Origin of the sequence: Nonomuraea sp. NPDC049486 (assembly GCF_040676925.1) — a bacterium.
Lineage (GTDB): Bacteria > Actinomycetota > Actinomycetes > Streptosporangiales > Streptosporangiaceae > Nonomuraea > Nonomuraea ferruginea.
In genome coordinates, this window is sequence record NZ_JBFAPV010000001.1 from 568,719 (window position 1) to 589,577 (window position 20,859).

The 20,859-nt window shown below is 66.4% G+C and carries 16 protein-coding genes; 6 read left to right on the top strand and 10 right to left on the bottom strand.

Annotation, left to right across the window (positions count from 1 at the left end; genetic code table 11):
• The first annotated feature begins 4 nt into the window (after nt 1-4).
• Nucleotides 5-136 carry a hypothetical protein gene (locus AB0K05_RS02670; RefSeq protein WP_364225991.1) on the top strand — a complete coding sequence of 44 codons (132 nt, stop codon included), beginning with the start codon at nt 5-7 and terminating at the stop codon, nt 134-136.
• A 211-nt stretch (nt 137-347) separates the two neighbouring features.
• Nucleotides 348-881, top strand: coding sequence for a hypothetical protein (locus AB0K05_RS02675; RefSeq protein WP_364225994.1), 534 nt, complete (start codon nt 348-350; stop codon nt 879-881).
• Between the two features lie 150 nt (nt 882-1,031).
• On the opposite strand, the gene AB0K05_RS02680 is transcribed toward AB0K05_RS02675, so the two are convergent.
• The 6 genes from AB0K05_RS02680 to AB0K05_RS02705 form a co-directional block, all read right to left on the bottom strand.
• Nucleotides 1,032-1,418: a TraR/DksA C4-type zinc finger protein gene (locus AB0K05_RS02680; protein ID WP_364225997.1), complete on the bottom strand. Its 387-nt coding sequence runs from the start codon at nt 1,416-1,418 to the stop codon at nt 1,032-1,034.
• A gap of 35 nt (nt 1,419-1,453) precedes the next feature.
• Complete coding sequence (locus tag AB0K05_RS02685; RefSeq protein WP_364226000.1) at nt 1,454-2,557, bottom strand: winged helix DNA-binding domain-containing protein; 1,104 nt, start codon at nt 2,555-2,557, stop codon at nt 1,454-1,456.
• Nucleotides 2,558-2,716: 159 nt separating this feature from the next.
• The gene (locus AB0K05_RS02690; RefSeq protein WP_364226003.1) at nt 2,717-3,046 is read right to left on the bottom strand and encodes a hypothetical protein; all 330 of its coding nucleotides are present in this window, start codon (nt 3,044-3,046) and stop codon (nt 2,717-2,719) included.
• Nucleotides 3,043-3,222, bottom strand: coding sequence for a hypothetical protein (locus AB0K05_RS02695; RefSeq protein ID WP_364226006.1), 180 nt, complete (start codon nt 3,220-3,222; stop codon nt 3,043-3,045). Before AB0K05_RS02695 ends, AB0K05_RS02690 begins: the two co-directional genes overlap by 4 nt.
• 234 nt (nt 3,223-3,456) lie before the next feature.
• Entirely contained in the window at nt 3,457-4,635 is a 1,179-nt protein-coding gene (locus AB0K05_RS02700) for a helix-turn-helix transcriptional regulator (protein ID WP_364226009.1), read from the bottom strand.
• Nucleotides 4,613-5,401, bottom strand: coding sequence for an HAD family hydrolase (locus tag AB0K05_RS02705; RefSeq protein WP_364226012.1), 789 nt, complete (start codon nt 5,399-5,401; stop codon nt 4,613-4,615). Before AB0K05_RS02705 ends, AB0K05_RS02700 begins: the two co-directional genes overlap by 23 nt.
• A 516-nt stretch (nt 5,402-5,917) precedes the next feature.
• Here AB0K05_RS02705 and AB0K05_RS02710 point away from each other — a divergent pair.
• Nucleotides 5,918-7,702: a DNA methyltransferase gene (locus AB0K05_RS02710; RefSeq protein ID WP_364226015.1), complete on the top strand. Its 1,785-nt coding sequence runs from the start codon at nt 5,918-5,920 to the stop codon at nt 7,700-7,702.
• A gap of 305 nt (nt 7,703-8,007) precedes the next feature.
• On the opposite strand, the gene AB0K05_RS02715 is transcribed toward AB0K05_RS02710, so the two are convergent.
• The 4 genes from AB0K05_RS02715 to AB0K05_RS02730 all read right to left on the bottom strand — a co-directional run bounded on the left by AB0K05_RS02715 (nt 8,008) and on the right by AB0K05_RS02730 (nt 17,613).
• Nucleotides 8,008-8,208: a hypothetical protein gene (locus tag AB0K05_RS02715; protein WP_364226018.1), complete on the bottom strand. Its 201-nt coding sequence runs from the start codon at nt 8,206-8,208 to the stop codon at nt 8,008-8,010.
• A gap of 183 nt (nt 8,209-8,391) precedes the next feature.
• A complete protein-coding gene (locus AB0K05_RS02720; protein ID WP_364226022.1) occupies nt 8,392-12,516 on the bottom strand; it encodes a DNA methyltransferase in 4,125 nt (1,374 codons plus the stop codon).
• A complete protein-coding gene (drmD, locus tag AB0K05_RS02725; RefSeq protein ID WP_364226025.1) occupies nt 12,513-15,641 on the bottom strand; it encodes a DISARM system SNF2-like helicase DrmD in 3,129 nt (1,042 codons plus the stop codon). The genes AB0K05_RS02720 and drmD overlap by 4 nt, the downstream gene beginning before the upstream one ends.
• A gap of 163 nt (nt 15,642-15,804) precedes the next feature.
• Nucleotides 15,805-17,613, bottom strand: a complete 1,809-nt coding sequence (locus AB0K05_RS02730) for an N-6 DNA methylase (RefSeq protein ID WP_364226028.1) — start codon at nt 17,611-17,613, stop codon at nt 15,805-15,807.
• A gap of 331 nt (nt 17,614-17,944) precedes the next feature.
• Here AB0K05_RS02730 and AB0K05_RS02735 point away from each other — a divergent pair, with 331 nt between their 5' ends.
• The 3 genes from AB0K05_RS02735 (at nt 17,945) to AB0K05_RS02745 (ending at nt 20,856) form a co-directional block, all read left to right on the top strand.
• Nucleotides 17,945-18,562, top strand: coding sequence for a DUF4352 domain-containing protein (locus tag AB0K05_RS02735; protein ID WP_364226031.1), 618 nt, complete (start codon nt 17,945-17,947; stop codon nt 18,560-18,562).
• Between the two features lie 201 nt (nt 18,563-18,763).
• On the top strand, nt 18,764-20,335 hold the full coding sequence (locus AB0K05_RS02740; protein WP_364226034.1) for a hypothetical protein: 1,572 nt from the start codon (nt 18,764-18,766) through the stop codon (nt 20,333-20,335).
• Nucleotides 20,332-20,856 carry a hypothetical protein gene (locus tag AB0K05_RS02745; protein WP_364226037.1) on the top strand — a complete coding sequence of 175 codons (525 nt, stop codon included), beginning with the start codon at nt 20,332-20,334 and terminating at the stop codon, nt 20,854-20,856. Before AB0K05_RS02740 ends, AB0K05_RS02745 begins: the two co-directional genes overlap by 4 nt.
• Nucleotides 20,857-20,859: the final 3 nt, after the last annotated feature.

Below are 20,859 nucleotides of genomic sequence, written 5' to 3' on the forward strand. Positions count from 1 at the left end.
GCGGATGTCGCGCCTCGCTCACCGGCGGGCCGGCGGCCTGCGCCTCCTCGCCGCCGAACAGATCGCCCTGGTCGGCTCCCGCTGGGAACAGTTTCTCCTGCCGATCGAACACGTGGTGGTGTCCTTCCTCGACTGACCGTTAGCGCCACGCTAGTTGTTCTTGGGCGGCATCTGAACGAGGAGTGACCAGATCGTAAGCGCCTCTACCTCCTTCACGAGAGCCCGTCGCTTACCAAGGCCATGGTGAACGGCTGATCCGCTGCACCAAAGAACCCCCTTCCTTACGGAGAGACGCCGTAAAGTGTCCATCCGTGTACAGTAAGTCACATGCATACGTGGACGAGTCCATGCGGATCGACGATGGACTCTATGTACTGGCTGCTGTCATCGTGCCTGTCGAGTATGCGGACGAGCATCGAGCCGCGCTGCGTGCTCTGCTGCTGAGGAAACAGCCCCGTCTGCATTGGCGCGACGAACGACCGAAACGCCGCCTCGAGATCACCCGTGCTGTAGCGGCCCTCCACCCGAACACGGTCATCGTGATCGGCACCCGCCTCATGCCCGCGAAGCAGCGACGAGCGCGGCGCAAGTGCCTGGAACGGCTTCTCTGGCATCTAGCGTGTCGTGATGTGCCACACGTCGTCATGGAGCGGCGGAACACTGAAGGCAACAAGGAGGACCTCGACATGGTCAACGCGCTACGCGCCCGCGAAGCGCTCCCTCAGGACATGCATGTCGAGTGGGCTAGCCCTCTGGTCGAAGAACTCCTTTGGCTTCCCGACGTGGTCGCGGGCATCGTCGCGCGAGCCGAGACGGGCGATCGGACCCTGAGGGACCTACTGCTCGGTGATCACCTGGTCGAGCACGTAAGCTGCGATTGACGTGGACAGCGCAAAGCCCGGGTTCCCGTCAATTCCGGCGGTAAGCCCGGGCTCACTTCCTCTCCCCCTCACAGGGGGCGGCAGGGGAAGAATACCCCTCAGGCGCCAGTTTGCACATCGCTTTCCGTGACTTCTTCGTGACTCTGCAGGTCAGCGGCGGCGGGAGGCGCACTTCACGCAGGTCTTGACGGCTGGGAGGAGCTTCAGGCGCTCGAAGGGGATGGGTTGCCCGCAGCTCTCGCAGCTCCCGTAGGTGCCGTCGCGTAGCCGCTCGAAGGCGAGGTCCAGTTCGGCGAGGTGAGTCCGGGCCTGTTCGAGCAGGGACTGGACGTGGGCCCGTTCGAACGCCGTGGACGTGCCCTCGGGGTCGTGCTCGTCGTCGGAGGTCGATTGCGCCGACGCGGTGACGAGCTCTTCCCGGTCGCGGCCCAGCAGGGCGATCCGGTCCGTGGTTCTGCGCCGGTCGGCGTCGAGCAGGTCTCGAATGATCGCCTGCTCGGAGGGGGAAAGCACGGCGTCCCGATGGTGTTCGGTCATGACGGCTCCTCACCTTCTCCACCAGGGTATGCCCATCACGGCCAGCGCACTTCCGGGGTTCGTTCGACGAACCGCGCGTACTGCTCGAACGCCCGCTCAACCTCCGCCCTGTCGCTTCCGTGGAGTGGCACGAGCGGCTGTACGGCGATCCGTACCAGGTTCTTCGTGAGAGTGCGTTTCCAGGTGGCCACGACCCGGCCCGCGCGTACCACGGTGGACTGGAAGACCCCGTTGTTGCCGGGGATGATGGCCGCCTTGTGCTCGTCGGCGACCATGTGCGAGCGGTCCTTGTAGCCCAGCAGGTATTCGTCGAACCCCGGCAGCACGAGCACCTCGTCGTCGGCGGCCGGGGGAGGGGCGGTGTCGAGGAGCGCGGCGTCGACGTACGTCTCCACCCCGTCGACGGTCACCTGGGCCAGCGCGTCGCTGGCCACGGCGATGCCGCGTTTGGCGTCGGTCGCGGTCAGGCCGGCCCAGCCCGCGAAGTCCTGCCGGGTGGTCGGCCCGCGGCCGCGGAAGTAGCGCAGGGCGATGGTGCCCAGCGCCTCGTCGCGCTCCGGCCGGTGCGGGTCGGGGACCCACTCGTCGAGCAGCACGAAGCTCTGCTCGTTGCCGATGTTGGGGGCGATGCACAGCAGGCCCCGCTGGCTGGCGTACCACAGCAGGTGGTAGCCGCGCTGGCCGCTGGTGTCGATGCCCTTCTCGGTCAGCACGGCCAGGCATTCCGACCGGCTCAGCCGCCCGCCGCCGGCCAGGGCCGCGCCCAGCACCTCCATGGCCTGAACGGCGGTCTCCTCCGAGAGACCAAGTTGTTCGCGCCGCCTGGCCGCGCCGTTCAGCAGCCGGACGCCCATCAATTCGACCATCCAGCGGGCGTCGCGGGACGGGACGAAATGGATGGTGCCGCGCATCGGCCACGTGCGCAGCGCCTCACGCCGCTCCAACGCTGCGGTGACGTCGGCGGCGGTGTATTCGGGCAGTCGCGCGCCGAACGACCACAGACCGCTGGCCAGGTCCTGCGCCTGCATCGCTCCGAGCCAGGTCACCACCTCGGCCACGCTCGTCGCCCGGCCCGGCGACGGTCGGAGCAGCAGGCTGGTCATGCGCAGATCGAGCACCTGCCGGGGGCTGAGTTCCACCGGTCAACCGTATCCTTCGCCCCCGACAATCTCGCCGATGTGATCGCCTGTCGTCCCGTCCGGCAGGGGGGCTTATGGCGGGCGGCCTGAACCCCTGGGTGTACGTCAGACCGCCCGCGGCCCCGCCGGCCGGAGTCGGCCCCCGGTCGGCGGGGCGGCTCATCGGGCCTGGCCGGCGAGCAGGCGGCGCCACCATTCGTGCGCCTCCTCGCGGCGCCACCGCTCGGCCGTCCAGGACACGGGCTGTACGCCCCGGCGGGGAAGGGTCCGGCGGCGGATCTGGTAGACGCCGCCGCAGGAGACCAGCTCGTAGACCGTCATCCGGCAGGAGCAGGTGTACGCGACTACCCGGCCGGGCCCGACGCCCTGCGCGATCCACCACAGCTCCGTACGCCCGGGGCGGGGCACGGCCGGATGCGGCGAGATCCCCGGGCAGTCCTCGTCCGTGAGGACATCGGGCGGAGCGAGAGCGACGGCGGACGCGGTCACCGCGTTGTCCGTACGATCCGGCACTTCTGCTCGGCGATGCCCTCCTGCTCCGCGATGGCCTGGCACAACTCCACCAGGTCGTCGGCGTCGACCGTACGGTGCGCGCCCGCGTCCTCGACGGCCCGGGGGAACGGCCGCTCACGCGTCGCCCAGAATCGTCCGGCGTCGCTGCGCATGATCCGCCACCCGGCGAATACCGGACGAGCGGCGGCTACAGCCCTATCGTTTGTCATGGGTCAGGACCACCATCCTGATCAAGGCCCCGTCGGCGATGTAGGGCATCGCTGGCGGGGTCCGCTTCATGCAGGCAGTGGTCTTGAGGCTCCTACCTGCATCACCGGCTTGGACGATCCCCATACTGATGCGCAGAGTAAGCATGAAGTGACACTCCGTGTGTCACGCAGAGGCTGTTAGGACAAGCCAAGCCATTCGGCGAAGCCGCACAGTTCGTCACTGCTGGCGCGGTTGAGGCGCAGGAGCGTCTCGACGTCCTCGCGTACCCAACGGTGCTCGCGCGTGTGCTGCGGTGCGATCCGGCGTGCGCTCCTCAACGCGTCGAAGGCGGCGTCTCTCATGCCAGCCCACAGTCGGGCACGCGCCAATTCGATGAAGAAGCCACTCCGGCGTTCGGCGGGCATGCTGGATGGTGGTGCCCAGGTGTCCCCGATGTCGAGAGCGGGCCGGAGATAGCTGTCGCCGAGGCTGACTGCGAGCGAGACCTCGTGAATGCGCACCGAGTCCGGCCCGAAGGCCGTCCCGTAATAAACGCCCTCGGGGACGATGCCGCCGAGCCGCTGAGCCTCGACACGATGGCTCAAGGCGTACTCCACCTGACCGGCGCGCGCTGCGACAACGGCAGCGCGCATGTGCAGCGACCCCAGCACGCCCATGTACTGGTGGCTCGTGTCCTCACGCGTGCGAAGGCGGTCGATTTCGAGTTCGAGGGCTCGTAGCCCCGCTCCATAGGTGTGCGTGGCGAAGAAGACTTCAGTCCGAACGTATGCCACCGACGCCGCCAGCAGCGGGTCCTCCACGAGCACAGAGGTCTGGCGCATCAGATCGATCAGCCGGGCCGAGAGGTCCAGATAGCCGTACTTGAAGGCGACTGCGTCGGCCGCGCGGTACGAGGTGACCAGCAGCGGTGCGAGGGCAGACGCAGTCCCAAGTCCTCGGATGAGTTCCGCGATCAGGTCAGGAAGCGCGTAGGACAGTCGGACGTACTGAGATTCCAAGCGCCACCGGACCGCTTCGCGTGCGGCCGCCTGTAGCTCAGGCAGGGGACGCACTGGACCCTCGCCGGGGAAATCACAGGTACTGATCACCTGGCGCAGGAGGGGGATGGTGCCGTGGACGCGACTGTCCGTGCGGTTGGTGCCGTGCAGAAGCCGGGACGGATCGACGCCAAGGGCCGCGGCGATGGCATCGAGAACGTTGTCGCCCGGGTTCCGACTTCCCTGTTCCAGCTTTCGGATCATGCTGAGCGAGATGTTCGCTGCCCGTGCGAGATCGCTCTGGGTCATGCGGCGCGCGCTGCGGATCGCCGCGATGCGATCTCCCGCGCCTGCGCTACTTTTCCTCGCCGAGGGCATCAGGGCTCCGTCCGGTCGTCTCCAGGAGAGCGGGAAGGTCTGCGAGACCGTTGATTCGCAGGTCGGCGGGTACGGCTGGGTCGTCGCCCCATAGAAGCCCCCACGGCCCCCGTCGAATGAGGCAGGTGACGAGGCCCGCCGCCTTAGCTGGAATGACATCGTTCACAGGGTGATCGCCGACGTAGAGCGTTTCCCTGGGGGCCGTGCCGGCGAGCTTGACGACGCGATCGAAGAAGGCGGTATCCGGCTTGGCCACACCCCATTCCGCCGAGGTGGCGAGGGCGTCAACGGGAAGGCGTAGCCCGCGCAGCAGATCGCCAACCTTGGCCGTCTGGTTCCCGGCGATGCAGACGCGTAGGCCCATGTCCTGTAGGGCCTGAAGCCCGTCCCGTACGTCGGGGTACAGGTCGGTGTCGTCCAGATGCTCACCCCGGCCGGCGTCTTCACGATCTCTGTACGCCGCGTGGAGGTCGATGCCGGGGCGGATCATGCGGATCGCTTCGGCGTTGTCCAGCCCCAGCGCCGTCACCGCGCCGACGAGCGCGGACATCGTGTGGCTGGGTACCCCGAGCCAATCCGCCCATGATCTCCAGTACCGATCGTCGCGGACCAGCGTCTCGCCGATGTCGAACACCACAGCCCTGACCACACCGGCAGCGTAAGCCACTTGACTGACGTCGCGATGGCAACGTGCAAAAGTGGCCAGGGCGGTTGGGTAGTCATCGATGACAGGAGGGACGACGGCAATGGACAGGGCCAGGCGCAAGCTGTATCCCGCCGGAGAACTTGACTATGCGGTACCGCCAGGGGAGACCCTGCGGGAGCTTCTCGAAGAGGAGGAAATGACCCGATATGAGCTGGCCGTGCAAATCGGCGTGCCGCTCGATTATGTGGACCAGCTCATTCGCGGCATGTTGCCTCCTACATCGGAGGTCGCAGCAGCTCTGGACGAATCACCGGGACTTCTGCGAGGCTCTGGAACCGGCTTGAGGCGGATTATCAGTCGACTCGGGTCCGTCTCCAATCCGTCGACGGTCGGAGAGAGTATGCATACAACCCGTGGTGACACCGTGGAGCCGCAGAAGATATCTGGTTACAGGACCAGCAGGTGGCAGCCGACCGTGCCGAGGCACAAGTCGGAGGACACCTGACGCGGCCGTGAAGGCATCACGCTGACGCTGCGCCGCTGGCTGAGATATGCGAGATCTTGATTGTGTTGGGGGCGCACCATAACTACAGTATTTGGCCAACCCAGAGGCTGATGGCAATCTCTCGAACTTAGGTGCTAATTGAGCTGTATAGACACTTTGAGCAGCAGCTTCATGCTTGTGGCGATATCGCTGGCTATGGACAGGCCGGTGATGATGGTCACGTTTTCATCGCAATCCAGGACGCCCCTACTGACAGTTCTGGATTGAGATGGAACGCTCCAATGATGGCGAGGGTAAGCGGCGAGTGGCGCAACAAGCTCTACTACGGCGACAACCTGGACGTGCTACGTGAACACATTTCCGACGAAAGTGTTGACCTGATCTATCTGGATCCGCCGTTCAACTCCAACCGCTCATACAACGTTCTCTTCAAGGAGAAGTCGGGGGAGGACTCGCCAGCTCAGATCCAGGCTTTCGATGACACCTGGACGTGGAGTCACGAAACTGAGGTCTTGTATATCGACGTGATGACAGGCCCCGCATCAAACGAGGTAAAGAACGCTCTTGAAGCGATGCGGAAGCTGTTGGGCGAAAACGACATGCTCGCTTACCTCGTTATGATGACACCCAGGCTCATCGAGCTTCACCGCGTCCTGAAGCGAACCGGCGCACTCTATCTTCACTGCGATCCAACAGCTAGCCATTATCTGAAGATGACACTCGATGCGATCTTCGGGCCCAAGAACTTCCGGAACGAGATCGTGTGGAAGCGTACGGCGGTCAAGGGGGATGCGAAAGTACGCTATGGCCGCGTTCATGACCTTTTGCTCTTCTATTCGAAGAGTACCGATCTCGCCTTCACTGCGCAGACAACTTTGCACTCAGATGAGTATAAGGCGCGGTTCAAGCTCGACGATAAAGATGGGAGGGGGCCTTATCAGGATGGCCCGCTAGATTCTCCTAACCCGCGGCCGAATCTGATGTACAACTACAAAGGATATCCGCATCCACCTAATGGCTGGAGAGTGAGTCCGGGGGAGATGGAACGCCATGACATGGAAGGGCGCCTGATCTTCCCGAAAAATCCTGGTGGTCGCATCCGCAGGAAGCTCTACCTTGCTGAGCAACCTGGCGTACCGATGGGAGATGTGTGGACCGACATTCCGCCTATCAACTCTCAGGCCACGGAGCGCCTCGGGTATCCGACACAGAAACCCCTGCCCCTGCTTGAACGTGTTATAGCTTCAAGTAGTCGGCCGGGGGATACCGTCCTAGATCCTTTCTGTGGATGCGGCACCGCTATCGACGCCGCGCAGAAGCTCAAGCGGAATTGGATCGGCATCGACATCACGACTCTCGCTGTAGACCTCATCGATGCGCGACTGCGTCATACCTACGGTGAGTGGGTTACGGCGAGTTATGAGACCCGTGGCATTCCCAAAGATCTATCGGGAGCTCGCGCCTTGTTTGCACGTTCTCCGTTCGAGTTCGAGCGTTGGTGCGTGGGGATGGTGGACGGCCAACCCAATACGAGGCAGGTCGGAGATAAGGGTATCGACGGGGTCATCAGAATCCCCGTAGGTGGTCGAGGCCAGCAGGACAAGATACTCGTTTCAGTGAAGGGTGGAACAACGAATCCCAGTCATGTGCGGGACCTCGTAGGGGTTGTTACTTCGGAGCGAGCAGCTATGGGTGTTTTCATCACTATGAACAAGCCCACTGCGGGCATGAGGAGCGCTGCCGACCGCGCCGGTTTATACACGTGGCCCGTGAACGGGCAGACCTATCCAAGGATTCAAATTATCACCATCGGAGAACTACTCGATGGTAAGCGGCCTAAGACGCCCCCAACTCTGAACCCATACTTCCGGGCAGAGCGACGTTACGGGGACGTCGACCAAGCCGAACTCTTTTGAGAATGGTGCGATTCAAGACAGCCTGCGGCCCGAACTGCTTGGCTGCCCGGGGTGTTCATGTGTTTCGGCCGTCAACACATCCGGGGCATGGAGTCCAGCCGTCGGCCTCGGCGGCGGCTGCGGACATCCGTAGGACGCTATGCAGGCGATTGCCCTGGCTTTCGCTGCCACGCCGACCCGCCTGGAACATGAGGCAGTCCTCGCTGGCGTGGTAACGGTCGCTCCCCCTCGTAGTAATCACCTGAAGGATGTCTGTCATGCCTTAGCTCCTGTCAGGGACGTCAGTCTGCCAGAGTTTCTTCTGTTTACCGATCAGAGTCCCAATGCTCGCTGCCAATCGCATTGTCAGCGAACTCTCGTACTGACTGGTCTACTTGCATTTGGTGCTCAACATCAAGTTGGTTGTATAGATCATCAAATTCTTCCTCGCTCAGAGACTCCAAGCCCTCAACGAGTTCCCCGACAATGCCGTCCTGTTGGGCTTCAGTCAGTCTTCCCTTGCTCATTACTCCCTCCCTTCGTGGGGTTATCGCCCGGCTCCGAACGCTTCTTTCTGCGCTGATTGGATGATGCTCTTGCCCGTTTTCGCCTTAGCGGCACGGTTCCACTGGTTTGGGCCTAGCAGACGGGCTGGAGCGCATCGGCAATCACTCCAACTATGACCGGCCGTGCAACGAGCCGCTACAGGTTCAGAACAATCCTGGCGGGCCGGCTTCGGGCTTCTGGGGGGCGCGGCCGGTCTTGGTGGGCCTAGGCTTGCCGGACTTCTTCTTGTCGTGGAGGCCCTTGGCGACCTCTTCGGCGTAGCGCTCGTGGTTGAGTTCGAGCAGGCGGTCCACGAACTCGCGCTGGGCGAAGGGGCCGACCGTGTAGCGGGTCTCCCGACCGCCCACCGTGTGATGGCCGTGGTCGAGGCGGTCGAGCATGTCGTCCCAGCCGTAGGCCCGGCAGACCGCCGCGTCGATGTCTCGGTGGATGCGGCGCAGTTCCACGATGTCCTTGTCCTGGCACGCTGGATTATTGACGAGGTTGTACGTCGCGGTTAGCCCGGCGTGGCGGGCCAGCATGAGTTCCCGCCGGTACGTGTCGAGCTTGTTTCCAAGGTCCCGCATCTCTTCTGTCAACTCAGGCAGCGGCAGCGTCTCGAACACATCCGACGGCGTATAGCGAAGGTCCGCCTTCATGGACGACGCGCGAGCACGCGCCCACCAGTAATGTGGCGCACTCGACAACAACGCCAGCATCGCCGTGTCGTCGGTCGCGAACACGCCGAGCATGTGCGAGAAGACCTGGCCGGTCGGCGCCATCACCGGCATCACGACCTTGCTCACCAGCGTGATGACGATGACTCGATTAAGCTCCGCAATCGCAGTCCTGAGCCCTGGCGCCAACTTCTCATACTGCCACCAACGCTCTCGGGTGGCTTTTTTAGTATCAGGTAGCTTGTCCCGATCCGGCTTAACCAGGCGCCGCACCCTCTCTAGACAGAAGGGGTACTGCCCGGCTTGAGTCAAAGGCCAATCGCGAAAATCGATAATCCAACGACTGGCGCTCTGGGCAGGGCTAGAGTTCAGATCCTGACCATTGAGATACTTGAACAGGACCTGCCTGCTGCCTGGATCCTTCGCAATCAGATCCACGGCATCTTCGTCTGACATCGCGAAACCGATGCCATTGACGAAGTTGCCGATAAAGCCAATATTCTGACTGGCGACTAACTTGTACGGGTTTCCGGAAATTCGAGATTCTGGAGAGAGTGTTGAGGAGATTGCAGGAACCGACACGCCATCAGCCACGCGCTCCACCTGCTGGCCGAGAGCATATCTGCTCGTCCAAGCGGCGCAGTATTCCAGCGCGGCGCTCTTGGATGGCCACGGCTTACTCTTTATGGCTTGTCTGATTGTTACCCCGTCTGCCATAAGTTGATCAAGACCAACCTCCCGGGTGTCACCTTGGGCCAGGGTGTTGGTCGCGATCAGGCCCGTCTGGCCGGCAGGGCTGAGTATGGCGTGAGCGCGTAGGACGAAGTAGGCGACCAGGTCGGCATTTCCTTTGGCGCCGTTGGCTATAGCCGAGACGAGGTACTCACGATAGGCCGACCCCGAGCTTCCGCTGATCTTCTTGCCGCCGAGGAAGGGCGGGTTGCCGATGATGGCGTCGAAGCCGCCGCTGGCCGAACTGCCGTCGGCCTTCCCCTCGAAGACCTCGGGGAAGACCAGCGGCCAATGTACCGACTGGCGGTTGAAGGTGCCGGGGACCTGGTCCGTTGCCAGCCACTCCTTCCTCGTCTCCTCGGTCTTCGGCATGCTGTCGGGCTCGCCGTTCACCAGCGCGCTCGCGAACTGCGCCGCCTGCAAAGAAGCCCGGTCAAAACCGCGCAGCTTGTCCGGCTGAGCGGGCACCGGTGCGTCACCCATCCGGCCCTGCTCCACGGCATACCGCAGCGACGCCCCCACCAGCAGGTCGGCGAGGAGCCGGTTCTGGCGGGTCTCGTTGTCGATCTCGGACAGGATGCTTCGCTTCTTGTTCAGCGCCTCGATGCCGTTCGAATCCACCGAGATCTCGGTAAGAAGCCTCCGCTTCTCCGCCGCGTCGCGGACGACCCGCTGCACGTCCTTGGCCCATTCGAAGAGGTCGCTGTGCACCTTGCGCCCCCGCGCAGGCACCAGGTGCATGTATTCGAGCTGCTCCAGCGACGTGATCCCGAGCAGTGCGTCACCCACCGCGAGCCGGTCGTCCACGAATGTGAACGGCCGGGCCGGGTCCATCGACACCAGCCACAGCGACAGCTTGGCCATCTCCACGGCCATCGGATTGATGTCCACGCCATACAGGCAGTGCTCGATGACCTGCCGCCGCGCCTCGATGACGACAGGGTCCGCGTCGGCATCGGCCGTACGTTCCCCGGCACCCTCCAGGTAAGCCGCCGCCTCCTCCTGGTCCTCCTGCGACCAGGCCTCGACCAGCCGGTCCCCGAGGTAGCGCGCAGCGGCCACCAGGAAGGCCGCCGAGCCCATGGCGATGTCGGCGATCTTCAACCCCCGATGCCCATCCCTGCCCAGGATCTCGGCCGAGCTGCGCAGTTTCCACTGCGACCGGTCGGCCGTCTGCAGCGGGCCGGGCGAGTAGACCAGAGGCTCCAGAGCACCCTCGACGACCTGCTCCGCCAGGAATCGAGGCGTGTAGTGGGTGCCGGTGTTCTTGCGCAGCGCCGACTCCGTGACGAACAGCGCCCCGGGCAGGATGACGACCGGCAGTCCGCGCAGGTCGTGGCGCAGCAGACCGGCGAACGGCAGCAGCCGCCGGGCCAGCTCCGCGTCGCCGCCTGTGACGGCGAGCAGCCGCCGAGTGGCCTCCAGCGTCCCGGCCTCGTCCAGCGGCGCAAGCCGCTTGCGCAGGGCGGCCACGCTGCCGATGCCCGAGTCCTTGTACTTCTCCGCCAGCCTCTCGGCCAGGGCATCACCGGAGTCCCGCGCCAGCGCCTCCAGGTCGGCGAGCTCGACCTCCTCTTCCCGGCCGGCCTTGCCGACCAGGCCGAGAACGGTGTCCGCCGCACGGAACCCGTCGTACGACAGCAAGCCCTCGTACACATAACCGATCTGCTCGACGTCAAGGGAGCGAAAACTGAGCCTGCGACGCTCCCGGTTCTTGCCCTTGCCGACCTCGACGTACTGCACGGCTCGCAGCATGTGCAGCACGGTCCGGTCGTCGATGGTGAACGGCATCCAGGCGTGCGCGTCGGGGTCGAACAGCGACCCGTCGTGGGCGTGCATGGTCAGCCGTGGGTGCTCGACGCCGCTGTGCACGGCCCGGAACAGGGCGAGCAGCCGGTGCCAGGCGGCGTGGCTGTTCTCCAGCTCCTCCTCACTGCCCTCGATCGCCCGCTGCTCCAGCTCCGCACAGAGCCGCCCCGCCGAGTACGCAGCGGCGTACACCTTGTTGTCCGACGGCAGCAGGCCGCGCTCCTCGGCGAAGAGCAGGAAGACGACCCGCATCATGACCGACACCGCGCCCCGGTAGACCTCGTGCGCGGTGACCTCGCCCGGCACGCCGGCCCGGCCGATCGCGGCGACGAGCAGCTCGACGGCCTGGCGGACCTGGACGCCGAGGGCCTCGGTGATGTCCTCCTGGCTGTCGAGGCTGGCCTTGAGCAGCGCGGGCAGGCGTTCGGACTCGGGGAAGGAGAAGAACCGGTCGAAGCCGAGCAGCGAGACGAAGGCGCGCAGCACGTCACGCTCGGCGGCCTCCGGCCAGGGGATCGCGTCGAACACCGCCGTGGTCGTCACCCCGCCCCTGGGCGCCCAGACCAGCGTCCACCAGCGGCCGTCGGTGACCAGGCCGAGCTCCACGCCGTGGTGCCGGCACAGCTGCGCCATCCGGTCGGCGGGCGTGGCCGCCCACTTCGACAGCTTCATGCGCGCGGTGGGGTGTCCGCTGGTGATCATGCCGAGCAGCCGTATGGTGTCGGGCTTGGGCGCGTGTCCCGGCACGGCCAGCGCGAACGACGGCGTGAGCGTGGTGTCGTGCTCGGGCACGTCCATCGCGAGGTGGTCGAGCGCGCGTTCCGGGCCGCCGACGTGGAGGGCGTCGCCCCAGCGCAGCAGCCCGCGCAGCACGTGCTCGACCCAGGCGCGGCGGTCACGGCCCTTCTGCCACGCCGCATGCGCCAGGCGCAGCCCGTCGAGCCGCTGCCGGTCGATCGCGTCGAGGGCCGGCCAGGTGGAGCGCAGCACCGGGATGCTGAGGAACGGCCCGGTCACCTCGACGAGGCTGAGCCACCCCTGGTGGTCGACATCTCGCGTGAACCTGCTCATCGGGTCGCCTCCCGTCTCGGCATGACGAAGACCACGGCCACCGGGAACCGGTGCGGCCGGGGGTCACGGTAGCGCGCCGCGATCGCTTCGAGTTCCCGGTCGCGCTCCCGGCCGAGGCCGGCCAGGCGTTCCTCCCAGGATCTGCGGTCCCTGCGGTATTGGTCGCGTTCCTCCTTGGTGGCCGCCGCCTCGGCCCGGCTGAACAGCGCGTCGCCCTGGTCGCCCTCGGCGAGCTTGGCCCGCAGGGTGGCCTCGAACCGTTCGAGGTTGGCCACGACCCGGGTCTGCTCGGCCTCCCTGCGCTGGGCCAGCTTGCGTTCGAGCTGTTCCCGTTTCTGCTCCGTACGCCAGTCGATCGACTGCAGGAGCGGGCCGGCGACGCGCGGCCAGACCTCGGCCAGGCGGTGCCGTACGGGGGCGGAGGCGGGGGTGCCCTGGGTGAGCGCCCGGTCCAGGATGCCGCCGAGCACGGTCAGGTTCTCCAGGCGGCGGAACCGCCCGCTCTCCTGCACCCAGCCGCCTGCGTACAGCACCTCCTCGTGCAGCCGCACCCCGTCGCCGCCGACCAGCACGAAGCGGGAGAACGCGCCGGCCAGGGTGGTCTCCAGAGCGGGATCGTCGCTGACCACCGCCGTCACCCGGTGCAGGCCGATCTCGCTGTTGGAGACCGCCGCCCGCAGCAGGCGGGTGGACATGGCGACGAGCGGGTGGCCGAGGTGGGCGAGCACGACGTCGTCGCGCACCCGGCCCTCCGGGTCGAGCGTCGCCTCGGCCTTGAAGGTCACCGGGCGCTGGTACGGCGCCTCGTCCTTCCTCGTCTGCTTCGCCGGCAGCCCGGCGGCGGCGCGCTCCCAGGAGCCGGTGAGCGGCGGCACGTCGTAGAGGCCCTCGGTGAGGTGCTTCTCGTCGAGGTGTGGCGTGAGCGGCTGCTGCCGGGCGAGCTCCAAGGCGGTGTCGACGACGCGCTTGACGTTCTCCGGGGTGATCCCGAGCTCGGCGACGGTCTCGTCCAGGTTGGCCCGGAGCCTGCGGACCTGCTCGCCGACGTTCGTCTCGGCGGGGACGGTTCCCTCGGAGGCGCCCGCCTGCTCGACGTCGTAGTCGGCGATGTCGCCGAGCATCCGCCGCTGCACGGCCCTCGCCAGGACGGCGTTGACCGAGCCGAGGTCCTCCTCCATCTGGGCGACCTTGTTCGCCACCCGGGACAGGAACTCCAGGTCGGCCTCGTACGAGTCGACGGCCTTGTCCCAGCCGGTGCCCACGAAGTGGCGGATGTCCGGCGTGCGCTTCTGGCCCCAGCGATCGACCCGGCCGATGCGCTGCTCCAGCTTGTTCGGGTTGAACGGGATGTCGTAGTTGACCAGGCGGTGGCAGTGGTTCTGCAGGTCGATGCCCTCGCTGGCGGCGTCGGTGGCCACCAGGATCCGCACCGGGTGCTCGCCCGGGTCCTTCTGGAAGGCCACCCGGAGCTGCTCGCGCTCGGCGGTGGACATGCCGCCGTGAAGCACGGCGAGGTGGTCGCCCCCGAGGTCTTCCTGCCTGAGCAGCTCCACGAGCCACTTCTGGGTGTCGCGGTACTCGGTGAAGACCACGACCCGCTCGTTGGTCCAGTGCTTGTCCGGGCGGCAGACCGCGCGCAGGTAGTCGATCAGCTCGCGGGCCTTGGCGTCGGGCGCGGATTCGTAGTCGCGGGCCCAGGCGCGCATCCGCTCCAGCAGCGCGATCTCCTCCTCGCCGGCGACACCCTGCAAGGGAACGGCCATGCAGAGCGCGTCGTCCTCGGCCTCGGCGAGCGGCTCGTCGTCGAGGGTGGCGATCTCCTCCCAGAAGTCGTCCGCCCACTCCTCGTCGTCGTCCTCCACGGGTGTGGCCGGAAGGTCTCGTACGCCGTCGAGGTAGACGCCGAGGGTGTGGGCGAAGGCGGCGGGGCTGGAGAACAGGCGCTTCTTCAGCAGCAGCGTGACGAGGTCGGCGGCCTTGCGGCCCTTGAGGTTGGCGTTGAGCCTGGCCCTTCGCGCCTTGGCGAACTGCTTGAGCAGGTCGTGCACCTCGCGCTCGTCCGGCGGATACGGCACCGGGATCGCGCGGGCGTCCCGGTCGAGGAACCGCTTGGTGCCGTCGGCGTTCACGATGTGACGCTTGAGCCGGCGGATCACCGTCTCCTTCATGGCGGACTCGTCCGGGTCGACGCCCCGCGCGAAGCTCTGGTCGTCCAGGATCTCCAGCAGCGCGGTGAACGATGCCTGGTAGCCGTTGTGCGGCGTCGCCGACAGGAACAGCCGGTGGGTGAAGTGCGGCGCGAGGCGGCGGATGAGCTTGGTCTGCTGGGAGTCGACCGCGTAGACCTGCTTGGGCGCGGCGGGCGCCACGTGATGGGCCTCGTCGAGGATCAGCAGGTCGAACCGGCGCTCCATCGCGCCCGGGTCGAGGACCTCGTCGAGCAGCCGCTGGGCCTTCTGCCCGCGCAGCCACGGCAGGCTCACAATGCTGAGCGGGTAGACCGTGAACGGGTTGGCGGCGCTGCCGTGCGTGCGACGCACCTGCGCGCACCGCTCCGTGTCGATGATCGTGAAGTCCAGGCCGAACTTCTCGGCCATCTCGTCCTTCCACTTCAGGGTGAGACCGGCTGGGCAGACGACCATGATGGTCCGGGCCCGGTGGCGCAGCAGCAGCTCCTGGGCGACGAGACCGGCCTCGATGGTCTTGCCCAGGCCGACGTCGTCGGCGAGCAGCAGGTTCACGCGGGGCGCGTCGAGGGCGCGGGACACCGGTTCCAGCTGGTAGTCCTCGATGGCCACCCCGGAGCGGTACGGCGCCTGCAGGGTCTTCACGTCGGCGCTCGTCACGGCCGACCAGCGGATGGCGTCGAGGAACGCGGCGAGCCGCTCCGGCGAGTCGAACCCGTCAGGACTGACGTCGGGCAGGGAACCGCTGGGCAGGACGCGGCGGCCCGGCTCTATCTCCCACACGACGTCGAGGGTGTCGCCGTACCGGCCGTCCTCGACGCTCTGCAGGGTCACCAGGGTGCTGCTCTCGCCCGGTTCGACCTCGCCGACCACCCAGCGCTGCCCGCGGACCGAAACCAGCTCTCCGATGGCCGGTCTCTCAGAGGTCGCACTCGTCACCGTTCACTCCTTGCCGACGGCCCTTGCCAGCTTGGGCCAGCATGGGGAACGATCCAAGCCCCATCCGCCCCGGAAGTACCCGCTGGAATCTACGGCAGATACCAAACCGATGTCCATAGCGACAATGGTTGTGTTTTCGGTTCACAGATAGACATCTGGTCGCTTACGCCGGTGGGGGAGTGAGATCGCCCTTGCCGAGGGCTTTCAGGAGCGAAGCGGCAGCGGCTTGGCCGGCGTTGCTGACGTTGCGCAGTTCGTCCTCGAACTCGAAGATTCTCCTGAATGACTCACCGTATCGCCGCTGCTCTTCGAGAGGCATGCGTGGCACGACAGCGCGGCGAGGTTCGAACCTGCTCACACCCGAGTGGGTGCCGGTGCCCATAGTCACGGGCAAGGCTCTGAGAAAGCCCGCGAGGAAGTACGAGTCGATCCTCTGGGCATCGGGTCGCAGCAGGGTGAGCCGGGGACCCAACAGGATCCCTCTCTCCGTGACCACTCTTGCGGCGAACTCTCCTGACCTGGCTGCGACGACGACGTCACCCGGCTCGATGAGGACGCGGCCTTCCGGGTGCGTGCGGTGCGGCGGCGTGGTCCCGGAGAAGAGGTCTTGGTCGGTCAGGACGAGGTCGCCGGCTCCCGATATCTCGAAGCGCCCGGCGTTGAGCACCCGGATCGCCCCGACGCGCTCCAACTCGGAGAGATGGACCGAGGGCATCGCTGCGGCCGCGGAGGGCACGGCTTGGGGGATCATCGTCGACAACCGCTCGACGCGGTGGAGCAGTTGCTCGCGCACCGCGGGGAAATCGTGTGCCGATGGCTGGCCCACATGGCTCACATGTCCAGCGGGGGTGACATCGACGTTCTCATCCACCAACTCGATGATGGGCACCGACCGCACCGCGCCCGGCCCTTGGGCGGCTCGCTCGGGATCCACCCGGAACTCACGCCAGCGCTCGGCGATCTCATCGAAGCTTTCAGGCTCGGCTTCGGCCATCAGCACGTGCGAAGGGATCGGGCCGCCCTCGATCGGCTTTCGCAGGACCCAGATGTGAAGAGGGAGGCCCGTGCCCGCGCCCATCCTGGGCGGCAGCCCGACGACCGCCTGGAGCGCCCCTTGCCGGAGCAGGTTGCTCCGGATGCGGCGGCCCGAGCGGCGGCCGGCGGCGATGGCGGGCATCAGCATGACGGCAGTGCCGCCGGGTTTCAGATGGGACATGGCGTGCTGCACCCAGGCGAGTTCGGACTCCGCCTTCGGCGGCATGCCGTACTCCCAGCGTGGGTCGCTGACCAGGTCGTCGTATCCCCAGTTACGGTCGTTGAAAGGGGGGTGGCACAGGACGGCGTCGACCGTGACCCCCGGCCAGGAGTCGTGGCGGAGAGAGTCACCGGTCCGCACTGACCCCTCGATCCCCGCCAGCACCAGGCGTGTCCGGGCGAGCCTGGCCACCGAGTCGTCGGCTTCCTGGCCGTACACCTGTTCCACCTCGCGGATCGTGGTGAGGAGCACGCCCAGCCCGCACGCGGGGTCGAGGACGGATCGGACATCAGGGCCGGCCAGCCTCGCCATGAAGTGCGCGATCTCGGCCGGCGTCTCGAAGAGCCGGCGCGAGTGGACCTCGGCGTAGCGGTCGAGCAGGAAGGCGCCGGCCTCGGCGTTTCCCTGTTCTTCCGCGAGGTCCCGCAGGAGCCCCCAGGCCGAGGGAGGCACGAGCCGGCGTTTTCCGTGGCCTCTCAGCAGCTCGGTCGCTTCGGCGACGACCTCGCCGAGACGCAGGTCGTCGGCGGCGTTCCTGATCTGCTGCCAGACGCGTTCCCTGAGCGGCACTTCCTCGACCTTGCCCTGGTGGAGAAGCCATTCCTCCACCGCTTTCAGGGAGAACGCAGGGCTGGTCGCGGTGCCTCCGACAGGGGGTGGGAAGTCCTCGTAGCGTCGTCGCCAGTTGCTCACGGCCGCGCGGCCCACGCCGACCATCCGGGCGATGTCGGCCGCTGTGACGGTCGCCTCGTCTCCCGCCATCGTCGGCCTCCTCGTGTCCCGTCTGCTCCTGAGGGCGATCGCCCTCAGGAGATGGCCCGTCGGAGGGGCGCCGTGTAAGAGATTCACAGTTTAGCTGCTCACCTGCAACCCCGAGTCCATGGGCCCCGCGTGCCGGTCACTCGTGGTTGAGCGGAACACGATCTCAGGACGAAGTTCTAGCAACCGACATTAGTCTTGTGTGTACGATTCACAACATGCTTTACTTGCCTTCCTGTAGTCCCTGGGCTTACGAGATCCCCGCCGACCGCCACGAAGAGAGCCGGCCATGCACACAAACCCCCAGCAGCCGCAGCACGGCTATCCACCGCCCCACCCGCCAACCGTGATCGTCCAGAAGAGAGGTGGCGGCTGCCTGAAAGCCCTGCTGATCGGCGCCGCCGTCCTCGTGGGGCTGGTCTTCCTCGGTGCGGTCCTCGTCGGCGGCTCCGACAAGACCGGCGAGCCCACCGCCGCCTCCGCCCCGGACGGTGAGGAGCCGAAACGGGCGGGCATCGGCGATGTGGTCAAGGACGGGAAGTTCTCCTTCAAGGTCACCAAGGTCGAGAAGGGGCTGTCGCAGGTCGGCGAAGGATTCACGATCTCCAAGGCCCAGGGTCAGTACGTGGTGATCCACCTGACCGTGAAGAACATCGGCGACGAGGCCCAGATGTTCCACGACTCGTCCCAGAAGCTCATCGATGCCAAGGGGCGCGAGTTCGACGCCGACTCCGGCGCCGCCATGCTCGGCCTGAAGGACTCCAACGCCTTCCTCAACAACATCAATCCCGGCAACGCCGTCAAAGGAATCCTGCTTTTCGACGTTCCCGAGAACGTCACATTGAGGGCCGTCGAACTGCACGACTCGATCTTCTCCGGCGGCGTCACCGTCGCCCTCACGCGCTGACGAGCAGGGACAGAGTACCCAGCGGGCCCTGCCTGTTGTGATCCCAGGGACACCGCCGGCTCTCGATAACGTCTCCAGCACATCGGTTGACATTGATACCAGAAGCCGCAAAAATCACGCAGTTTCCAGCTAATGGACCGGTCCATCCGGAACCCTCTTTAAAGCTGCACCCAAACATGACCGAAAGGACATGTGTCTTCCGTGACGGACCAGGAACTCGCCGGAGAATTACGGGATCTCGCGCGGCACCCCGAACTGAAACTCCGCGCTGAGCAGCTTCGTGAGCTGGCGAAAGCCACCACGACACCCAGCGAGGCCGAGCGCTGGTGCGAGGTGGATCTGTTCGCCGCCTTCCCGCCCCGAGAATCGGTCATCCCGGCAGTTTCGGAAGTGAGTCCGAAATGGTATCGGCTGCTCAAGTTTCTTGACCTTATCCAGCCTGTTCTCGTCTTCCTTCCCATCGCCGTCACCTGGTTCGGCCTCAAGGAGGCCACTACGGCGTACGGCGAGACCCTCGCGGCAGGCGGCATCGAGGCGGCGCGCCGGCCGTTCCTGGAGATGTGGCAGCAGGGCTTCGGCGGAAGACTGCCGGCCTGGCTCCAGTTCGACGGCGTCGCCGTGCTGACGTTGTCGGCCATCGGTCTGCTCATAGTCGTCACCATCAGCGAGCGCATGCTGCGGCGCTGGTTGGAGCAGCGGGCCGAGGAGCAGGTGGACGCCCTCCGTGCCAAGCTGTTGGCCGCACTGACCCGGGCGAGCCTCATGCTCGCCCAGGTGCGGCTGTCCTCTCCGGCCCGGTTCCAGGCCGAGCTGACCAAGAGCGCGGCCGAGCTGAACATGCTGGGAGAGACGACCAGGAAGGTCTACACGAAGGTGGTGGAGGCGCTCGACCTGGCGCTCGAAGCCTCCGGCCAGGCCTCGGACGCGCTGACGGCGGGAGTCGCCGACATGCGGGACTCGATCGCGACCCTCGACAAGCAGGTGGCCACGGTCACCTCCGCCGCCGAGACCCTGCTCCGGGCGGTCGAGCGGACCGCGTACGCCATCGACTCGGTCGGGGAGAAGACCGATGAGGCGGTCGACCGCGTGGGTGACCGGCTAGGAAACGTGATCCTCGACTCCACCACCGCCGTCCGCAAGTCGGTCGACGAGTTGGCGGCACTGAGCGCGCAGGCCGTAAGCGACATGGCGGCATCCGCCGGCCAGGTCGTCGGGGACCTCGCGACCTCGACCGGGCAGGCGGTGCGCGAGCTGGCGGATTCGACCGACCAGGCCGTACGCGAAACGGCGGCGGCCCTGGACGTGCGGATCGGTGAGCTGGTGAGTGTCACTGCCGATCTTGGTTCCGCCGTGGGCCGGGTGGAGACGGCCACCAGCGTGAGCGGCGACCGGATCAGCCGGGTCCTGACCGACGCCAACGGCACCCTCGCCGCCACTCTCGGCGGTGCGGGCACAGAGGTCAGGGAGGCCCTCGATGACTGGGCTGGGACCGCGAGCGCGCACGCCGCGCGAATCGAGATGGTCTCGGACACCGCCGGACGCACCGTACGGCTGCTGGAGGAGACGCGGGACGCGCTGGACCGGCTTCCCGCCGACCTCGCGCGGACCCTCCAGGAGGTCCCATCAGCTGTCCGCGAGGTCACCGCTCCCGAGATCGCCGGACTCCAGGCCGCCATCGCCCGGCTCGACGACACGGTAAGGCAGGTCACCGCCGCCGGCGCCACGGCATATCCGCTCTCCGACACCGAGGCGGCCTCGGGAGGGCACCCGTGACCGCTCGTCGCGGTTCAGTCGCACCGCTGCTCCTCGCGGGATGGCTGTTCGCCGACCTCCTGCTGGCGCTCACGATCATCATGCTGGGAGCGCAGGCACCGCCGCCCGCCCCGGCCAAACCCCTCGCGGGCAAGGGGACGACGTCGCCGAGCCCGTCCCCGTCACCCTGCGCGACGCGGGCCGCCGGGGTGGCCGCGAAGCCAACCAAGATCTCCTTCCGGGTGCACCCCGGCTCCTCCGACCGGGAACTGCTCGGTCAGGTGAAGCGGGAGCTGCGCAAGTACAAGAAGCGGCTGGCCGGACGGCACGCCGGCATGGTGCTGACCTTCGGCGCCGACGGCGGCGCGGGGAACGGCGTGCACCTGGCGACGCGGGTCAACGCGGCCGCGGGCAAGGCGTTTCCTCGCATCTTCCAAACCGCCGCGACTCGGAACTTTCATGACCTGGCAGCCCCGAGCGGGTCGATCTCCATGGAGATCTACTTCGTCTCCGACGGCTGCTCCTCCATCCGCGAGAGTTGAGGA